The organism is Streptosporangium sp. NPDC087985, from assembly GCF_044741965.1.
In the GTDB taxonomy this organism is placed as follows: domain Bacteria; phylum Actinomycetota; class Actinomycetes; order Streptosporangiales; family Streptosporangiaceae; genus Streptosporangium.
Genome location: NZ_JBIUTQ010000002.1, coordinates 664,715 through 680,037 on the forward strand (window position 1 = coordinate 664,715; position 15,323 = coordinate 680,037).

The window sequence follows — 15,323 nt, forward strand, 5'->3', positions numbered from 1 at the left end:
GCCGCTCATGCCAGCTCGCCGAGCACCTTGGCGACGACGGTGCTGGTGGCCAGGCCGTACCGCTCGTGCAGGGTGGGCAGGGCGCCGGCGTCCAGGAACTCGTCCGGGAGGGCGATGGGGACGACCCGCTTGCCGATTCCGGCCCGCACGACCGCCGAGGCGACCGTCTCGAAGAGGCCGCCCACCACGGTGTGGTTCTCGAGCGTGACCACGAGCCGGTCGCTGTCGACCTCGGCGAGGACGGTCTCGGCGTCGAAGGGCTTGATCGTCGGGGTGTGGACCACCGCGACGTCGACGTTGTGCCTGGCCAGCTCCTCCGCCGCCTGCAGCGCGCGCATCGTCATCAGGCCGCTCGACACGAACACGACGTCGTTGCCGCCGCGGAGCACCGCCGCCTTACCCAGCCGGAAGGTGTAGTCGTACTCGTCGAGGACCGTGGGCACCTTGCCGCGGAGCAGGCGCAGGTAGGTCGGGCCGTCGGATGCGGCCAGCTGGGGCACCGCCTGCTCGATGTCGACGGAGTCGCACGGGTCGACGATCGTCAGGTTCGGCATGCCGCGGAAGATGGCGATGTCCTCTGTGGCCTGGTGGCTCGGGCCGTACCCCGTGGTCAGGCCCGGCAGGCCGCCCACGACGTTCACGTTCAGGTTCGGCTCGGCGATGTCCAGGCACAGGAAGTCGTACGCGCGGCGTGCCGCGAACACCGAGTACGTCGACGCGAACGGCACGAGGCCGACCTCGGCCATGCCCGCCGCCGCTCCGAGCAGCAGCTGCTCCGCCATGCCCATCTGGAAGAACCGCTCCGGGTGGGCCTTGGCGAAGATGTGCATGTCCGTGTACTTGCCCAGGTCCGCGGTGAGTCCCACGATGCGCTGGTCCTGCTCCGCCAGGGCGGCCAGGGCGTGGCCGAAGGGCGCGTCCGCGGTCTTCTGCCCGGGGTCGGCGAATGAGGCGATCATCGCCGAGGTCGTCAGGCGTCTGGTGCCCGTCGCGGTGCTCATCGTGCTTCCACTCCTTCGTACCCAGCCGTCAGCTGCTGACGGCACAGCTCCCACTCGTCCTCGTCGATCCGCATGAAGTGGGCCTTCTCGCGGGCCTCCAGCAACGGGACGCCCCGGCCGATCAGGGTGTCGCACAGGATCACCGAGGGCCGGCCCTCCGGGCGGGCCTGCTCCGCGGCGGCGTCGAAGGCCGCCAGCAGCGCCTCCACGTCGTTGCCGTCGACGCGCTGGGTGAACCACCCCGCGGCGGCCCACTTCTCCTCCGCCGGCTCGATGTGCATGACCGTCTCGGTCTTCCCGTCGGCCTGCAGGGCGTTCATGTCGACCATCGCGGTCAGGTGACCGAGCTTGTGGTGGGAGGCGCCCATGGCGGCCTCCCAGGTCGAGCCCTCGTCCAGCTCTCCGTCGGACAGGAAGTTGAAGATCCGCGCGCTCGACCCCTGGTGCCGCAGCCCCAGGGCCATGCCGACCGCGACGGTCAGCCCGTGCCCGAGGGAGCCTCCCGAGATCTCCATGCCGGGGGTGTAGGACGCCATGCCGGACATCGGGAGCCTCGACCCGTCGGAGCCGTAGGTCTCCAGCTCGTCGAGGGGCACAATGCCCGCTTCGGCCAGTGCCGCGTAGAGGGCGATGGCGTAGTGGCCGGTGGACAGCAGGAACCTGTCGCGCTCCGCCCAGTGTTCGTCGTCGGCCCGGTAGCGGAGCTGGTCGACGTAGGTGACCGCCAGCATGTCGGCGACACCGAGTGCCTGGCCGACGTAGCCCTGGCCCTGCACCTCGCCCATGTTCAGGGTGTGGTGGCGCATGCGGTAGGCCGCACCGCGCACCTTCTCCGCCCGTGATGCCAGGTCGAGACGGTCGGCCTGCGGCTCACTGAGTGTGGTCATGAATCTTCTCGCTCTCTCTTCAGACAGTCGCCGGCTTGGTCTCGGACGGTGCCGTGGTGCCGACCTTGACCGGGGCGGTCTCCGGGGTGAAGACGGCGGCGATCGTCGAGACCACGCCGAGCAGCATGAACAGCACTGCGGGACCGATCCACCCGATGGATCCGTACAGGGCTGTCGCCAGGAAGGGCAGCAGGCCGGCGATCAGCGAGGCACCGTTGTAGCCAAGGGAGATGCCCGAGGAGCGGACGTCGCGGGGGAACTGCTCGGAGAACCAGGAGGACTCCACGGCGAAGATCGGGTCGTGGCTCAGCAGCAGCCCCAGGGCGACCGCGACGACGACCATGATGACCGCGCCGGTGTTGACCATGAGGAACATCGGGATGCCGAACGCGATCGTGAACAGCGAGCCGATCAGGAACACGGGCTTGCGGCCGATCCGGTCGGACAGCGCGCCGTACAGCAGGTGGCTGCCCAGGCCGAGCGCGGATCCGACCATGGTGCCGATCAGCACGTTCTCCTTGGTGGTCAGTTCGGCGAGGACCACGTAGGAGAGGACGAAGCTGGTGGTCACGTAGTATCCGCCGGTCTCCGCGAGCCGCAGGGTGATGATCTTGAGGATCACCCGCCAGTCACGCTTGAGGACGTCCAGCGCCGGGGCCTTGCGGATCTCGTTGTTCTTCTTCATCTCGGTGAAGTCGGGGGACTCGGTGATCTTCATCCGGATGAAGAGGCCGACGCCGACCATCACGACGGACAGGAGGAAGGGCATCCGCCACACCCAGGAGCCCTCGAACAGTGCCGCGCTGAGCAGGAACGCGCCGTTGGCGAGCAGGAGTCCGGCGGGGATGCCGATCTGCGGGACCGCGCCGAAGAAGCCGCGGCGGCGTGGGGGAGCGTGTTCGACGGCCATCAGGACGGCTCCGCCCCACTCGGCGCCGAAGCCGATGCCCTGGACGATCCGCAGCAGGATCAGCAGGATCGGGGCGAGAGGGCCCGCCTGTTCGTAGGTCGGCAGCACGCCCACCAGGACGGTCGCGACGCCCATGACCACCAGCGACCACATGAGGATCGTCTTGCGGCCGAGCCGGTCGCCGTAGTGTCCGGCGAGGTAACCGCCGAGCGGGCGGAACAGGAAGCCGACGGCGAGCGTGGCGAACGACGCCAGGACGCCGACGAGCTTGTCCTCGGCTTGGAAGAACACCGTGCCGAAGTAGGCGGCCGAGGCGGTGCCGTAGATGAAGAAGTCGTAGCTCTCCACCGCGGTGCCGATCATCGAGGCGAAGGACACCTTTGCGGGGCTGTCCTGGCGGGCGCCGGCGACGTTGGATGCAGCGGTCATCTGCCGCTCCTTGCTATCTTAATGATCTTAATGATCTGGATCACTGGGGGAGTCCGTACGTTTCGATGACACGCGAGTCGTCGCGTGTCGAAAGGCCCGCATCGGCGGCCTGCAGGTAGCGGGCCTGGGCGACGTCGAGGAGGGGGGTCTGAGCCCCGGCCGCCCGCGCGGCCTCGGACACGAGGCCGCTGTCCTTGACGAAGATGTTGATCGTGCTGGTGACGTCGACGTCGGTGCCCTGCAACATGCGCGGCCCGCGGTCGGAGAGCATCCATGACCCGGCGGCCCCCCGCTCCACGAGGGAGAGGACCTTCTCCCGGTCCAGTCCGAGCGCGGAGGCGAGGGCGAGGGCCTCGGCCGCGGCCACGATGTGGACCGAGCACAGGTGCTGGTTGACCACCTTGATGGCCTGGCCGTCGCCGAGCGCGGCTCCGACCTTGTGGACCGTTCCAAACCGTTCGAGGATGGGACGGGCGGCCTCGATGTCGGCCGCCGGGCCCGAGGCGAACAGGGTGAGCTCGCCGGTCCGGGCCCGGGCCACTCCGCCGGTGACCGGTACGTCGATGACGGCCGCACCGGCCGACTCCAGCCGGGCGGCCTGCTCGCGCACCGACTCCGGGCCCACCGTGCTCATCACGATCCAGCGCTGACCGGTCACATCGGCCGCCAGCGCCTCCGTCACGAGGTCGTCGAGCTGCGCCGGAGTGGCGACCATGACGACCACGGACTCGGCCTTGGGGGCTTCGGAGAACCGGGTGACCGCCCGTACACCGGCGGCGCCGGCCCGTCCGTGCGCGGCCGGCAGCGGGTCCACTCCCGTGACCGTGTAGCCGGCGGACACCAGCTGGGTCGCCATCGGCAGGCCGATGGCGCCGATACCGACGAAGACGACGCTTGGGTCGCTCATGGATGTCCTTCTGTTCTGGGCGCTCTGGCCCTGTTTCCGGGTGAGGCGTGGCCGGCCCCGGCCGGGGCCGGCCATGTCGCTGTTGCGGGAGCCGGGACCTACGGCGAGTGCGTGAGGGAGGACCACGCCTCGAAGTGCCTGCGCATCGCGATCCGGGCGCCTTCACCGTCACGTTCGCTGATGGCCTCGACGATCCCGTAGTGGACGGTGTCGATGACCCGGGTCTTCCCCGGGGCCAGCGGTTCGCGCTCCACCGCCAACCGGCGGCGCTCGACGACTTCGCTGCGGAGCACGTGGCTGAGGCCGTCGTGGACCATGTTGAAGACGGGGTTGTCGACGACCAGGGAGAGGCGGCGATGGAACTCCAGGTCCGCCTCGAGGGCGCGCTCGTCGTCGCCCTCGCCGCTGGCCTTGACCATCTCGTCGACGAGAGCACGTAGGTCGTCGACGTCGTCGGCGGTGGCCAGCCTCGCCGCCGCCTCGGCGATGGACACCTCGAGCATCTTCCGTGCCGACGTGAACTGCTCCTGGCTCAGGTGGCCGAGCTGGATGCACAGGTCGAAGTAGAGCTGGATGAAGCCGGCGTCCGGGGTGCTCAGGTACGAACCCCGGCCCTGCGTGCGGTCCAGGAAGCCCAGCATCTCCAGCATCGACAACTGCTCACGCAGGGATCCCCGGCTGACTTCCATGGAGGTCACCAGCTCGCGCTCCGTGGGCAGGCGCAGGCGGCCGGTGGCGGGCTCGGGGCTCGCCTTCTCGGCAAGGCTCCGAACCAGGAACGCCAGATCCATGCCCGCCTCCTCTCGCAATCCTTTGGTCAAACCAATTGCAACGAGGTTAAGGCTGTACTGCTCCCAGGTCAACAGATTGGTTAGACCTATTTCCGGTCAAGGTGGGCACCGCGGACGGAGATGCGGGATCGTCGCGGTGGTGCCCGTCGGCCAGACCGGGGGCCGGGGCCGGGTGTCGCACATCGGCAGCATGGTGACGGGGCGGTGCCGCGTGACCGGACCGTGATCCGGCGGGTCCTTGACGGGGGCGTTGTTAGCGTTCACAGTCGTGCCCAGGTTGAGAGGAGCAAGGCTGTGGGACCGACCTCGGAGCACCGTCCACCCGTGATGGCCGACGTGGCCAGAGTGGCCGGCGTGTCGCACCAGACGGTCTCCCGGGTGCTCAACGACCATCCCAACGTCCGCGCCGAGACCCGGACGAGGGTCCTGGAAGCGATCGACCGGCTGGGCTACCGCCGGAACTTGGCCGCTCGCGCACTGGTCACCAAGCACTCGCGGAGGCTGGGCGTGGTCAGCTTCGACACCACCCTCTACGGCCCGGCCAGCACGGTCTACAGCATCGAGCGGGCGGCCAGGGCGGCGGACTACTTCGTGAGCGTCGTCAGCCTGCGCACCATCGACAGGGCGGGGGTGCGTGACGCGCTCGACTACCTCGCCGACCAGGGCGTCGACGGCGTCGTCGTGGTCGCGCCGCAGCGGTCGGCGGCCCTCGCGCTCGGCGACCTACCCCCGGGCATGCCCGCCGTGGCCGTCGAGGGTGACCACGTGGGGGACGTGTCCGTGGTCAGCGTCGACCAGATCGCGGGCGCCAGGATGGTCACCGAACACCTTCTGGCCCTGGGCCACGAGACGGTCTGGCACGTCAGTGGCCCTTCGGACTGGCTGGAGGCGGAGGGGCGGATCGAGGGCTGGCGCGGCGTGCTGGCCGCCGCCGGGCGTCCGGTCCCCGAACCGCTGGGCGGTGACTGGAGCCCGCGCTCCGGCTACGCGGCCGGCCGGCACCTGGTCGCGAGGGCGGCCGACGTCACCGCGGTCTTCGTGGCCAACGACCAGATGGCCCTCGGCGTCCTGCGGGCGTTCACCGAGGAAGGGGTGAGGGTTCCCGAGCAGATCAGCATCGTGGGCTTCGACGACATCCCGGAGTCGGAGTTCTTCTCCCCTCCGCTCACCACCGTCAGGCAGGACTTCGAAGCCGTGGGCAGGCACAGCATCGAGGTGCTCCTGCGGCAGGTCGAGGCGCGTGAGCCGGGGACGCGTGAACGTCTCGTCGTGCCACCCGAGTTCGTCATCAGGGCCAGTACCGCGGCCCCGGGCTGAGCAGCCGTACGGGGAAAACCTCCGCCGACCGTACCGAGAACCGACCGTACCGAGAACCGACCGTACCGAGAACCGACCGTACAGAGGCCGCAGGCCTTACAGCGAGCCGGGCCGTACGGAGACCGTACAGAGAGAGGCCGTACAGAGAGAAGGAGGGCGCTGGGTCGCCGTGCGATGTTAGCGCTCACATCAGAGAGGACCCCCCACCATGTTGAAGAGGATCTCGGCGCTGTTCCTGGCCGGCGCCGTGGCGATGACGATGGCCGGCTGCGGGAGTGGCGGGCCGGGCGGCTCCGCCCCCGGCGACGGCAAGATCACGATGGGCTTCTCCCAGGTCGGAGCGGAGAGCGGCTGGCGCACCGCCAACACCAAATCCGTACAGGAGGCGGCGGAGAACGCCGGGGTCACGCTGAAGTTCTCCGACGCCCAGCAGAAGCAGGAGAACCAGATCAAGGCCATCCGCTCCTACATCCAGCAGAAGGTGGACGTCATCGCCTTCTCGCCGGTCGTCGAGTCCGGCTGGGACACCGTGCTCAAGGAGGCCGGGACCGCCGGCATCCCGGTGATCCTCACCGACCGGGCCGTGGACTCCGCCGACACCACCCTCTACAGGACCTTCCTCGGCTCAGACTTCATCGAGGAGGGCCGCAAGGCCGGTAAATGGCTGGTTGAGGAGTTCAAGGACTCCAAGGACTCGGTGAACATCGTCGAACTGCAGGGCACCACCGGCTCGGCGCCGGCCAACGACCGCAAGGCGGGCTTCGCCGAGGTCATCGGGGCCGACCCCAGGTTCAAGGTGATCGCCTCGCAGACCGGCGACTTCACGCGGGCCAAGGGCAAGGAGGTCATGGAGGCCTTCCTGAAGTCCAACCCGGACATCGACGTGCTCTACGCGCACAACGACGACATGGGTCTCGGCGCCATCGAGGCGATCGAGGGCGCCGGCAAGGTGCCCGGCAAGGACATCAAGATCATTACGATCGACGCGGTCAAGGACGGCATGCAGGCCCTCGCCGACGGAAAGATCAACTACATCGTCGAGTGCAGCCCGCTGCTCGGCCCGCAGCTGATGGACCTGGCCGCGAAGGTCGTCAAGGGCGAGAGCGTTCCGGCCCGTGTCGTGACGGAGGAGACCACGTTCACGCAGGAGCAGGCCAAGGAAGCCCTGCCGAGCCGCCAGTACTGATCGACGACGGGCCGCTTCCCGGAGCGGCCCCTCCCCATCGAGGAAGGTGGACGCCGCATGGCCGCACCCGCCCCGATCCTGCGCATGAACGGGATCAGTAAGGAGTTCCCCGGCGTCAGAGCGCTCTCCGGCGTCGACTTCCGGCTGCTGCCGGGAGAGGTGCACGCGCTCATGGGGGAGAACGGCGCCGGGAAGTCGACCCTCATCAAGGTTCTCACCGGGGTCTACGACATCGACGCCGGCGAGATCGAGCTGGACGGGCGGAAGGTCGCCTTCGCCGGCCCGACGGCCGCCCAGCAGGCCGGGATCAGCACCGTCTACCAGGAGGTCAACCTCTGCGCGAACCTCTCGGTCGCGGAGAACATCTTCATCGGCCGCGAGCCGCGCCGCCTGGGCCGGATCCAGTGGAGCCGGACGCGCAGCCGGGCCGCCGAGCTGCTCGCCCGGCTGGAGCTCGGCATCGATGTGTCGGCGCCGCTGTCGTCCTGCTCGCCGGCCGTGCAGCAGATGGTTGCGATCGCCAGGGCCGTGGACGTCTCGGCCCGGGTGCTGATCCTGGACGAGCCCACCTCCAGCCTGGACGCCGGGGAGGTCGCCCAGCTCTTCCGGGTGATGCGCCGGCTCAAGGAGGAGGGCATCGCGATCCTGTTCGTCTCGCACTTCCTCGACCAGGTCTACGAGATCGCCGACCGCATGACGATCCTGCGCAACGGCCGGCTCGTGGGTGAGCACCTCACCGGCGAGCTCGGCCAGGTCGAGCTGGTCGGCAAGATGATCGGTCGCGAGCTCGCCGACCTGGAGAAGCTGGAGGGCAGGCCTCTCGCGCGGGAGACGGTGTCGCTGGTGGAGGCGGAGGGCCTGGGCCGGGCCGGGGCCATCGAGCCGTTCACTCTGACCATCCACGAGGGCGAGGTCGTCGGGTTGGCGGGGCTGCTCGGTTCCGGGCGCACCGAGATCGCCCGGCTGCTGTTCGGCGCCGACCACGCGGGCACCGGCTCCGTCAAGATCGGCGGCAGGCCGGTCGGCCTGCGCACCCCGCGGACGGCCATGAACCACGGGATCGCGTTCTGCTCGGAGAACCGCCGGGCCGAGGGCCTCATCCCCGACCTCACCGTGCGGGAGAACCTCATCCTCGCCCTGCAGGCGGTACGCGGCTGGACCAGGCCGATCCCGCGCCGCAGGCAGGACGAGCTGGCCGGAAGATACATCTCCGCACTGAAGATCAACCCCGCCAACCCCGAGCAGCTGGTCAAGAACCTCAGCGGAGGCAACCAGCAGAAGGTGCTCCTGGCCCGCTGGCTCATCCTCGAACCCCGCCTGCTCATCCTCGACGAGCCCACCCGGGGCATCGACGTCGGCGCCAAGGCGGAGATCCAGCGGCTGGTCGTCTCCCTCTCCGACGGCGGCATGGCCGTGCTGTTCATCTCCGCCGAGCTGGAGGAGGTGCTGCGGCTCAGCCACAGGGTCGGCGTGCTGCGCGACCGCCGGCTGGTCGCACAGCTGGACAACGACGACACCCTCACGACCGAGGTCCTCACGGAGACGATCGCGAGCGGGGCCCGCACATGAACACCGTCCTGAGACACCGGCACTTCTGGCCCGCCGTCGTCCTGGCCGCCCTGCTGCTGGCCAACCTGCTGTTCACCGACCACTTCTTCGCCGTCCAGATGCGCGACGGCCACCTCTACGGCAGCCTGATCGACATCGTCAGGTTCGGCGCGCCGCTGATCCTCGTCGCGCTCGGCATGACCCTGGTCATCGCCACCGGCGGCATCGACCTGTCGGTCGGCTCGGTCGTGGCGATCTCCGGAGCCCTGGCCTGCCTGCGGATCAGCGGCCTGGACGACCAGAGCTCCGTTCCGGGCGTGGTCGCCGCCGCCGCCCTCGCCCTCGGGCTCTCCCTGTGCCTGGGGATGTGGAACGGCCTCCTGGTCGCGATGATCGGCATCCAGCCGATCATCGCGACGCTGATCCTCATGGTCGCGGGGCGTGGCCTGGCCCAGCTCATCACCGACGGCCAGATCATCACCGTCAACAGCGGCCCGTACAAGCTCATCGGCGGCGGCTACTGGCTCACGCTGCCGTTCGGCATCATCGTCGTGCTGGCGGTCTCCGCGCTGACCGCGGTGCTCACCAGGCGTCTCGCCCTCGGGCTGCTCATCGAGTCGGTCGGCGGCAACGCCGAGGCGAGCCGCCTGGCGGGCATCCGCTCGCGCGGCGTGATCATCACGGTCTACACCTTCGCCGCGCTGTGCGCGGGCATCGCCGGACTCATGATCAGCTCGAACGTCTCCAGCGCCGACGGCAACAACGCCGGCCTCTGGATCGAGCTGGATGCCATCCTCGCCGTCGTCATCGGCGGCACCTCGCTCGCCGGTGGCCGGTTCTCGCTCGGCGGCACCGTGATGGGCGCGCTCATCATCCAGACGCTGACCACCACGATCTACTCGATCGGGGTGCCGCCGGAGACGACGCTGCTGTTCAAGGCGCTCGTGGTCACCGCGGTCTGCCTGCTGCAGTCCCCGGCCTTCCGGCAGAAGGTGTTCCACCGCCGCAGGCGCCGGCAGCAGGCACCCTCGACGGCCGAAGAGAAGGCGCAGGTCCCGGCATGAACGCGGAGCGGACCCGGACGGGGGAGCGGGCGGCGGGCAAGGAGCGGCCCGGGAGCGGTGGGCGGCCGGTGGGCGCCGCTCTCCTCGCCGGCCGCCGCGCGATCCCGCGGAAATACGTCCCGGTCCTCGCGACCGCCGGTCTGTCCGTCGCGATGTTCGTCGCCGGAGGCATCCGCTATGAGAGCTTCGCCACCGGCCAGGTCGTGCTCAACGTCTTCATCGACAACGCCTTCCTACTCGTCGTCGCCGTCGGCATGACGTTCGTGATCCTCACCGGCGGTATCGACCTGTCGGTCGGCGCGGTGGTCGCGCTGTCCACGATGATCTCGGCGAGCCTCGTCACGGACCAGGGCTGGCCACCGCAGGTGGTGATCCCCCTGGTGCTGGCCATCGGTGCGGCGCTCGGCCTCGCGATGGGCTGCATCGTCCACTACTTCGAGATCCAGCCGTTCATCGTGACGCTGGCCGGGATGTTCCTGGCCCGTGGCCTCTGCTACACCATCGGCACCGACTCCATCTCGATCACCGACGGGACCTACACGGCCCTCGCCCAGACCCGCGTCGAGCTGCCCGGCGGCACGTCCGTCTCACCGAGCGTGGTCATCGCCCTCGCGGTGGTCCTCGTCGCGGCCTACGTGCTGCATTACACCCGCCTGGGCCGCAACGTCTACGCGACCGGCGGAAGTGAGCAGTCGGCACTGCTCATGGGCCTGCCGGTGGCCAGGACGAAGATCACGGTCTACGCGGTCAGCGGCTTCTGCTCGGCGCTCGGCGGCGTGCTGCTCTCCTTCTACATGCTGTCGGGGTACGGCCTGCACGCGGTCGGCATGGAGCTGGACGCGATCGCGGCCGTCGTCATCGGCGGCACGCTGCTGACCGGCGGCTCGGGCTACCTGCTCGGCACCGTGCTCGGCGTGCTCGTTCTCGGCCTGATCCAGACGATCATCAGCTTCGAGGGCACGCTCAGCTCCTGGTGGACCAAGATCTTCATCGGCCTGCTCCTGCTGGCCTTCATCCTGCTGCAGCGCCTCATCTCGGTGCGCCGCCCTACCTGGATCGTTCAGCGGTACGGCGGAGCCGTACCCGAGCACGGGAGATTGCGTGAGCATTAGCAAGGACCGTTACGTGGTCGGCGTCGACTTCGGCACGCTGTCGGGCCGCGCCGTCGTGGTACGGGTCAGCGACGGCGCCGAGGTGGGCGGCGCCGTACACGAGTACGCCCACCGCGTGATCGAGGAACGGCTGCCCGGCACCGATGTCCGCCTCGGGGCCGACTGGGCACTGCAGTCGCCCGAGGACTGGCGCGAGGTGCTGCGTCACGCGGTGCCGGAGGCGCTGGCCGCCTCGGGGGTCCCCGCTTCACAGGTCATCGGCATCGGCACCGACTTCACCGCCTGCACCGTGCTGCCGGCCACCGCCGACGGCCTGCCGCTGTGCGAGCTGCCCGAGCTGAGGGACCGGCCGCACGCCTGGCCGAAGCTGTGGAAGCACCACGCGGCGCAGCCGCACGCCGACCGGATCAACGCCCTGGCCGAGCGGCGGAAGGAGACCTGGCTGCCCCGCTACGGCGGCAGGATCTCCGCCGAGTGGGAGTTCGCCAAGGGCCTGCAGCTCCTGGAGGAGGATCCGGAGGTGTACGGCCACGCCGACCGCTGGATCGAGGCCGCCGACTGGATCGTCTGGGAACTGACCGGCGTGGAGACCCGCAACGTCTGCACCGCCGGCTACAAGGGCGTCTACCAGGACGGCGGCTACCCCGGCGAGGACTTCCTGGCCGAGCTCAACCCCGCCTTCGCCGGCTTCACCGGCAAGCTCGGCCGGGAACCGGTACCCCTCGGCGGCCTGGCCGGTCGCCTGACCGCTCGGGCCGCCCGGTGGACCGGGCTGCCCGAGGGTATCGCGGTCGCGGTCGGCAACGTCGACGCGCACGTCACGGCCGCCGCCGCGGACGCGGTGCGGCCCGGCCAGATGGTCGCCATCATGGGCACCTCGACCTGCCACGTCATGCCATCCGACCGGCTCGCCGAGGTTCCGGGCATGTGCGGTGTGGTGCGCGACGGGATCGTGCCGGGGCTGTGGGGCTACGAGGCGGGCCAGTCGGGGGTCGGGGACATCTTCGCCTGGTTCGTCGAGACGTCGGTGCCCGAGCCCTACGCCCGGGAGGCCGCGAGCCGCGGCCTCACCGTGCACGAGCACCTGACCGAGCTGGCCGCCGCCCAGAAGGTCGGCCGGCACGGGATGGTCGCGCTCGACTGGCACAACGGCAACCGCTCCGTGCTGGTCGACCACAACCTCTCCGCGGTGATCGTCGGCCAGACGCTCGCGACCAGGCCCGAGGACACCTACCGGGCGCTCGTCGAGGCCACCGCCTTCGGCGCCCGTGTGATCGTCGAGGCGTTCGAGGCCGCGGGGGTGGCGGTGGAGGAGTTCGTCGTCGCCGGCGGGCTGCTGAAGAACCGCTTCCTCATGCAGGTCTACGCCGATGTGCTGCGCCGTCCGCTCTCGGTGATCGGATCCGGACAGGGCCCGGCGCTCGGCTCGGCGATCCACGCGGCGGTCGCCGCGGGCGCCTACGCCGACATCACCTCGGCCGCCGCGGTCATGGGCAGACGGGAGCGGGCGGCCTACCTGCCCGACGCCGGGCGGGCCGACGCCTACGACCGGCTGTACGCCGAATACCGCGTCCTTCACGACCACTTCGCGGACGGTGAGCTGCTGCACCGGCTCCGCGCCATCCGAAACGAGGTGACCGATTGACCTCCCCCCAGAGCTGGCACCAGGTCTTCTCCGGAAGGATCTCAATGAGAGAGAACGTCTGCGCCCTCCACCGGGAACTCGTCCGCAACAACCTGGTCGCCTGGACCGCAGGGAACGTCTCGGGGCGGGTGCCGGGGGAGGACCTGTTCGTCATCAAGCCGAGCGGCGTCTCCTACGACGACCTGACCCCCGAGTCGATGGTCGTGTGCGACCTCGACGGCGACCTCGTCGAGGGGTCGCTGGCCCCGTCCAGCGACACGGCCGCGCACGCCTACATCTACCGGCACATGCCCGAGGTGAACGGCGTGGTGCACACCCACTCCACCTACGCCTCGGCCTGGGCGGCACGGGGCGAGCCGATCCCGTGCGTGCTGACCGCGATGGCCGACGAGTTCGGCGGCGAGATCCCGGTCGGGCCCTTCGCGCTGATCGGCGGCGACGACATCGGCAAGGGGGTCGTCGCCACGCTGCGGGGCGGGCGCTCCCCGGCGGTCCTGATGCGCAACCACGGGGTCTTCGCCATCGGCGACTCCCCGAAGGCGGCGGTGAAGGCCGCCGTCATGTGCGAGGACGTCGCCCGCACCGTGCACGTCTCGCGGCAGCTCGGTGAGCCGCTGCCGATCCCGCAGGACGACGTCGACCGCCTGTACGACCGTTACCAGAACGTCTACGGACAGAGGAGCAACCGTTGAAAGTCTGGTTTCTCACCGGCAGCCAGGGGCTCTACGGCGAGGACACGCTGCGTCAGGTGGCCGAGCAGTCCCGGCAGATCGCCACGGCCCTGGGAGGGGCGCTCCCCTTCGAGGTGGAGTGGGAGCCGGTGCTCACCGACGCCGCGGCGATCCGCAGGATCTGCCTGGAGGCCAACGCCTCGGACGAGTGCGTCGGGCTGGTCGCGTGGATGCACACGTTCTCCCCGGCCAAGATGTGGATCGCCGGGCTGGACGCGCTGCGCAAGCCGCTGCTGCACCTGCACACCCAGGCCAACCTGGACCTGCCGTGGAGCTCCATCGACATGGACTTCATGAACCTGAACCAGGCGGCGCACGGCGACCGCGAGTTCGGCTATATCCAGGCCAGGCTCGGCGTGCCCAGGAAGACCGTGGCCGGGCACGTGAGCGACCCGTCCGTGGTGGCGCGGATCGGGGCATGGGCCAGGGCGGCGGCCGGCCGCGCCGAGGTGGGGTCGCTGAAGCTGGCCAGGTTCGGCGACAACATGCGCGACGTGGCCGTCACCGAGGGAGACAAGGTCGGAGCCCAGCTCCGTTTCGGGGTGTCGGTCAACACCTACGGCGTCAACGACCTGGTGGCCGTGGTGGACGCGGCCTCCGACGCCGAGGTCACCGCACTGGTCAAGGAGTACGAGGACCTGTTCGCGGTCGCACCCGAGCTGCGCGCCGGCGGCGGGCGGCACGACTCCCTGCGCTACGCGGCCCGGATCGAGCTGGGCCTGCGCTACTTCCTCGAAGACGGCGGCTTCCGGGCGTTCACCACCAACTTCGAGGACCTCGGCGGGCTGCGGCAGCTGCCCGGCCTGGCCGTACAGCGCCTGATGGCCGACGGCTACGGCTTCGGCGGCGAGGGCGACTGGAAGACCTCGGTGCTGCTGCGCACGCTGAAGGTGATGTCGGCCGGGCTGCCGGGCGGCACCTCGTTCATGGAGGACTACACCTACCACCTGCGCCCGGGACAGGAGGCCATCCTCGGCGCGCACATGCTGGAGGTCTGCCCGACGATCGCCTCCGGCGTGCCGTCGTGCGAGATCCACCCCCTCGGCATCGGCGGCCGCGAGGACCCGGTCCGGCTGGTGTTCGACGCCGAACCCGGCCCCGCCGTCGTGGTGGGCCTCGCCGACATGGGAGAGCGGTTCCGGCTGGTCGCCAACGAGATCGACGTGGTCGCCCCGGCCGAGCCGCTGCCGAACCTGCCCGTGGCCAGGGCGGTCTGGAAGCCCCGGCCCGATCTGCGCACCTCGGCCGAGGCCTGGCTCACCGCCGGAGCCCCCCACCACACCGTTCTTTCGGCCGCGATCGGCACCGAGGAGCTCACCGACTTCGCCGACATGCTCGGCGTCGAACTGCTCGTCATCGACGCCGGCACCACGCCCCGGCAGTTCGCCAAGGAGCTCCGCTGGAATCAGGCGTACTACCGCCTCGCCCAGGGATTCTGACGGAACGGCGAGGGGGAGAGCCGGCTTTCCCGCTCGCGTGATCGGAAAACGAGAAGCGGGTCAGAGACATGCTCTGACCCGCGAAGTGATCTGGTGGACGATACAGGGATTGAACCTGTGACCTCTTCCGTGTCAGGGAAGCGCTCTCCCGCTGAGCTAATCGTCCTTGCCGAACATGAGAGGTGGAGACGGGATTTGAACCCGTGTACACGGCTTTGCAGGCCGTTGCCTCGCCTCTCGGCCACTCCACCGGAGTGAGGACCCGGAGGTCCTTCGAGCGGAAGACGGGATTCGAACCCGCGACCCTCACCTTGGCAAGGTGATGCTCTACCACTGAGCCACTTCCGCGTGTTTTC

13 protein-coding genes and 3 tRNA genes are annotated in these 15,323 nt (G+C 69.7%); 8 read left to right on the forward strand and 8 right to left on the reverse strand.

The features are described 5' to 3' along the window. Nucleotides 1-5 precede the first annotated feature (5 nt). From ACIN94_RS08380 to ACIN94_RS08400, 5 genes are all read right to left on the reverse strand, one after another. Complete coding sequence (locus ACIN94_RS08380) at nt 6-1,001, reverse strand: transketolase family protein (protein WP_400701372.1); 996 nt, start codon at nt 999-1,001, stop codon at nt 6-8. Then, nucleotides 998-1,888 carry a transketolase gene (locus ACIN94_RS08385; RefSeq protein WP_400701375.1) on the reverse strand — a complete coding sequence of 297 codons (891 nt, stop codon included), beginning with the start codon at nt 1,886-1,888 and terminating at the stop codon, nt 998-1,000. Before ACIN94_RS08385 ends, ACIN94_RS08380 begins: the two co-directional genes overlap by 4 nt. Nucleotides 1,889-1,907: 19 nt before the next feature. Then, on the reverse strand, nt 1,908-3,227 hold the full coding sequence (locus ACIN94_RS08390) for an MFS transporter (RefSeq protein WP_400701378.1): 1,320 nt from the start codon (nt 3,225-3,227) through the stop codon (nt 1,908-1,910). A gap of 40 nt (nt 3,228-3,267) precedes the next feature. Continuing rightward, on the reverse strand, nt 3,268-4,134 hold the full coding sequence (locus tag ACIN94_RS08395; RefSeq protein WP_400701381.1) for an NAD(P)-dependent oxidoreductase: 867 nt from the start codon (nt 4,132-4,134) through the stop codon (nt 3,268-3,270). Nucleotides 4,135-4,232: 98 nt separating this feature from the next. Next, on the reverse strand, nt 4,233-4,925 hold the full coding sequence (locus tag ACIN94_RS08400) for a FadR/GntR family transcriptional regulator (RefSeq protein WP_400701384.1): 693 nt from the start codon (nt 4,923-4,925) through the stop codon (nt 4,233-4,235). A 327-nt stretch (nt 4,926-5,252) separates the two neighbouring features. On the opposite strand from ACIN94_RS08400, the gene ACIN94_RS08405 reads away from it, so the two are divergent. The 8 genes from ACIN94_RS08405 (at nt 5,253) to araA (ending at nt 14,967) form a co-directional block, all read left to right on the forward strand. Then, a complete protein-coding gene (locus ACIN94_RS08405) occupies nt 5,253-6,242 on the forward strand; it encodes a LacI family DNA-binding transcriptional regulator (RefSeq protein ID WP_400701699.1) in 990 nt (329 codons plus the stop codon). Nucleotides 6,243-6,450: 208 nt separating this feature from the next. Next, the gene (locus ACIN94_RS08410; protein ID WP_400701387.1) at nt 6,451-7,428 is read left to right on the forward strand and encodes an ABC transporter substrate-binding protein; all 978 of its coding nucleotides are present in this window, start codon (nt 6,451-6,453) and stop codon (nt 7,426-7,428) included. Nucleotides 7,429-7,485: 57 nt separating this feature from the next. Further along, nucleotides 7,486-8,997 (forward strand): sugar ABC transporter ATP-binding protein, encoded by a 1,512-nt coding sequence (locus ACIN94_RS08415; protein ID WP_400701390.1) that lies wholly within the window; start codon nt 7,486-7,488, stop codon nt 8,995-8,997. Next, the gene (locus tag ACIN94_RS08420) at nt 8,994-10,040 is read left to right on the forward strand and encodes an ABC transporter permease (protein ID WP_400701393.1); all 1,047 of its coding nucleotides are present in this window, start codon (nt 8,994-8,996) and stop codon (nt 10,038-10,040) included. Before ACIN94_RS08415 ends, ACIN94_RS08420 begins: the two co-directional genes overlap by 4 nt. Beyond that, nucleotides 10,037-11,152, forward strand: coding sequence for a galactofuranose ABC transporter, permease protein YjfF (yjfF, locus tag ACIN94_RS08425; RefSeq protein WP_400701396.1), 1,116 nt, complete (start codon nt 10,037-10,039; stop codon nt 11,150-11,152). The genes ACIN94_RS08420 and yjfF overlap by 4 nt, the downstream gene beginning before the upstream one ends. A 13-nt stretch (nt 11,153-11,165) precedes the next feature. Beyond that, nucleotides 11,166-12,797 (forward strand): ribulokinase, encoded by a 1,632-nt coding sequence (gene araB, locus ACIN94_RS08430; protein ID WP_400701702.1) that lies wholly within the window; start codon nt 11,166-11,168, stop codon nt 12,795-12,797. 44 nt (nt 12,798-12,841) lie between these two features. Next, a complete protein-coding gene (locus ACIN94_RS08435) occupies nt 12,842-13,489 on the forward strand; it encodes an L-ribulose-5-phosphate 4-epimerase (RefSeq protein ID WP_400701399.1) in 648 nt (215 codons plus the stop codon). Further along, a complete protein-coding gene (gene araA / locus ACIN94_RS08440; RefSeq protein ID WP_400701402.1) occupies nt 13,486-14,967 on the forward strand; it encodes an L-arabinose isomerase in 1,482 nt (493 codons plus the stop codon). Before ACIN94_RS08435 ends, araA begins: the two co-directional genes overlap by 4 nt. A 91-nt stretch (nt 14,968-15,058) precedes the next feature. Here the strand turns inward: araA and ACIN94_RS08445 are convergent. The 3 genes from ACIN94_RS08445 to ACIN94_RS08455 form a co-directional block, all read right to left on the reverse strand. Further along, a tRNA-Val gene (locus tag ACIN94_RS08445) sits at nt 15,059-15,133 on the reverse strand. Nucleotides 15,134-15,147: 14 nt separating this feature from the next. Next, a tRNA-Cys gene (locus tag ACIN94_RS08450) sits at nt 15,148-15,218 on the reverse strand. A gap of 25 nt (nt 15,219-15,243) precedes the next feature. Then, a tRNA-Gly gene (locus tag ACIN94_RS08455) sits at nt 15,244-15,315 on the reverse strand. Nucleotides 15,316-15,323: the final 8 nt, after the last annotated feature.

Excerpts from the sequence above, each read along its gene's own strand:
- ACIN94_RS08380 (WP_400701372.1), bottom strand. The coding sequence starts at position 1,001 with ATGAGCACCGCGACGGGCACCAGACGCCTGACGACCTCGGCGATGATC.
- ACIN94_RS08385 (WP_400701375.1), bottom strand. The coding sequence starts at position 1,888 with ATGACCACACTCAGTGAGCCGCAGGCCGACCGTCTCGACCTGGCATCA.
- ACIN94_RS08390 (WP_400701378.1), bottom strand. The coding sequence starts at position 3,227 with ATGACCGCTGCATCCAACGTCGCCGGCGCCCGCCAGGACAGCCCCGCA.
- ACIN94_RS08395 (WP_400701381.1), bottom strand. The coding sequence starts at position 4,134 with ATGAGCGACCCAAGCGTCGTCTTCGTCGGTATCGGCGCCATCGGCCTG.
- ACIN94_RS08400 (WP_400701384.1), bottom strand. The coding sequence starts at position 4,925 with ATGGATCTGGCGTTCCTGGTTCGGAGCCTTGCCGAGAAGGCGAGCCCC.
- ACIN94_RS08405 (WP_400701699.1), top strand. The coding sequence starts at position 5,253 with ATGGCCGACGTGGCCAGAGTGGCCGGCGTGTCGCACCAGACGGTCTCC.
- ACIN94_RS08410 (WP_400701387.1), top strand. The coding sequence starts at position 6,451 with ATGTTGAAGAGGATCTCGGCGCTGTTCCTGGCCGGCGCCGTGGCGATG.
- ACIN94_RS08415 (WP_400701390.1), top strand. The coding sequence starts at position 7,486 with ATGGCCGCACCCGCCCCGATCCTGCGCATGAACGGGATCAGTAAGGAG.
- ACIN94_RS08420 (WP_400701393.1), top strand. The coding sequence starts at position 8,994 with ATGAACACCGTCCTGAGACACCGGCACTTCTGGCCCGCCGTCGTCCTG.
- yjfF (WP_400701396.1), top strand. The coding sequence starts at position 10,037 with ATGAACGCGGAGCGGACCCGGACGGGGGAGCGGGCGGCGGGCAAGGAG.
- ACIN94_RS08435 (WP_400701399.1), top strand. The coding sequence starts at position 12,842 with ATGAGAGAGAACGTCTGCGCCCTCCACCGGGAACTCGTCCGCAACAAC.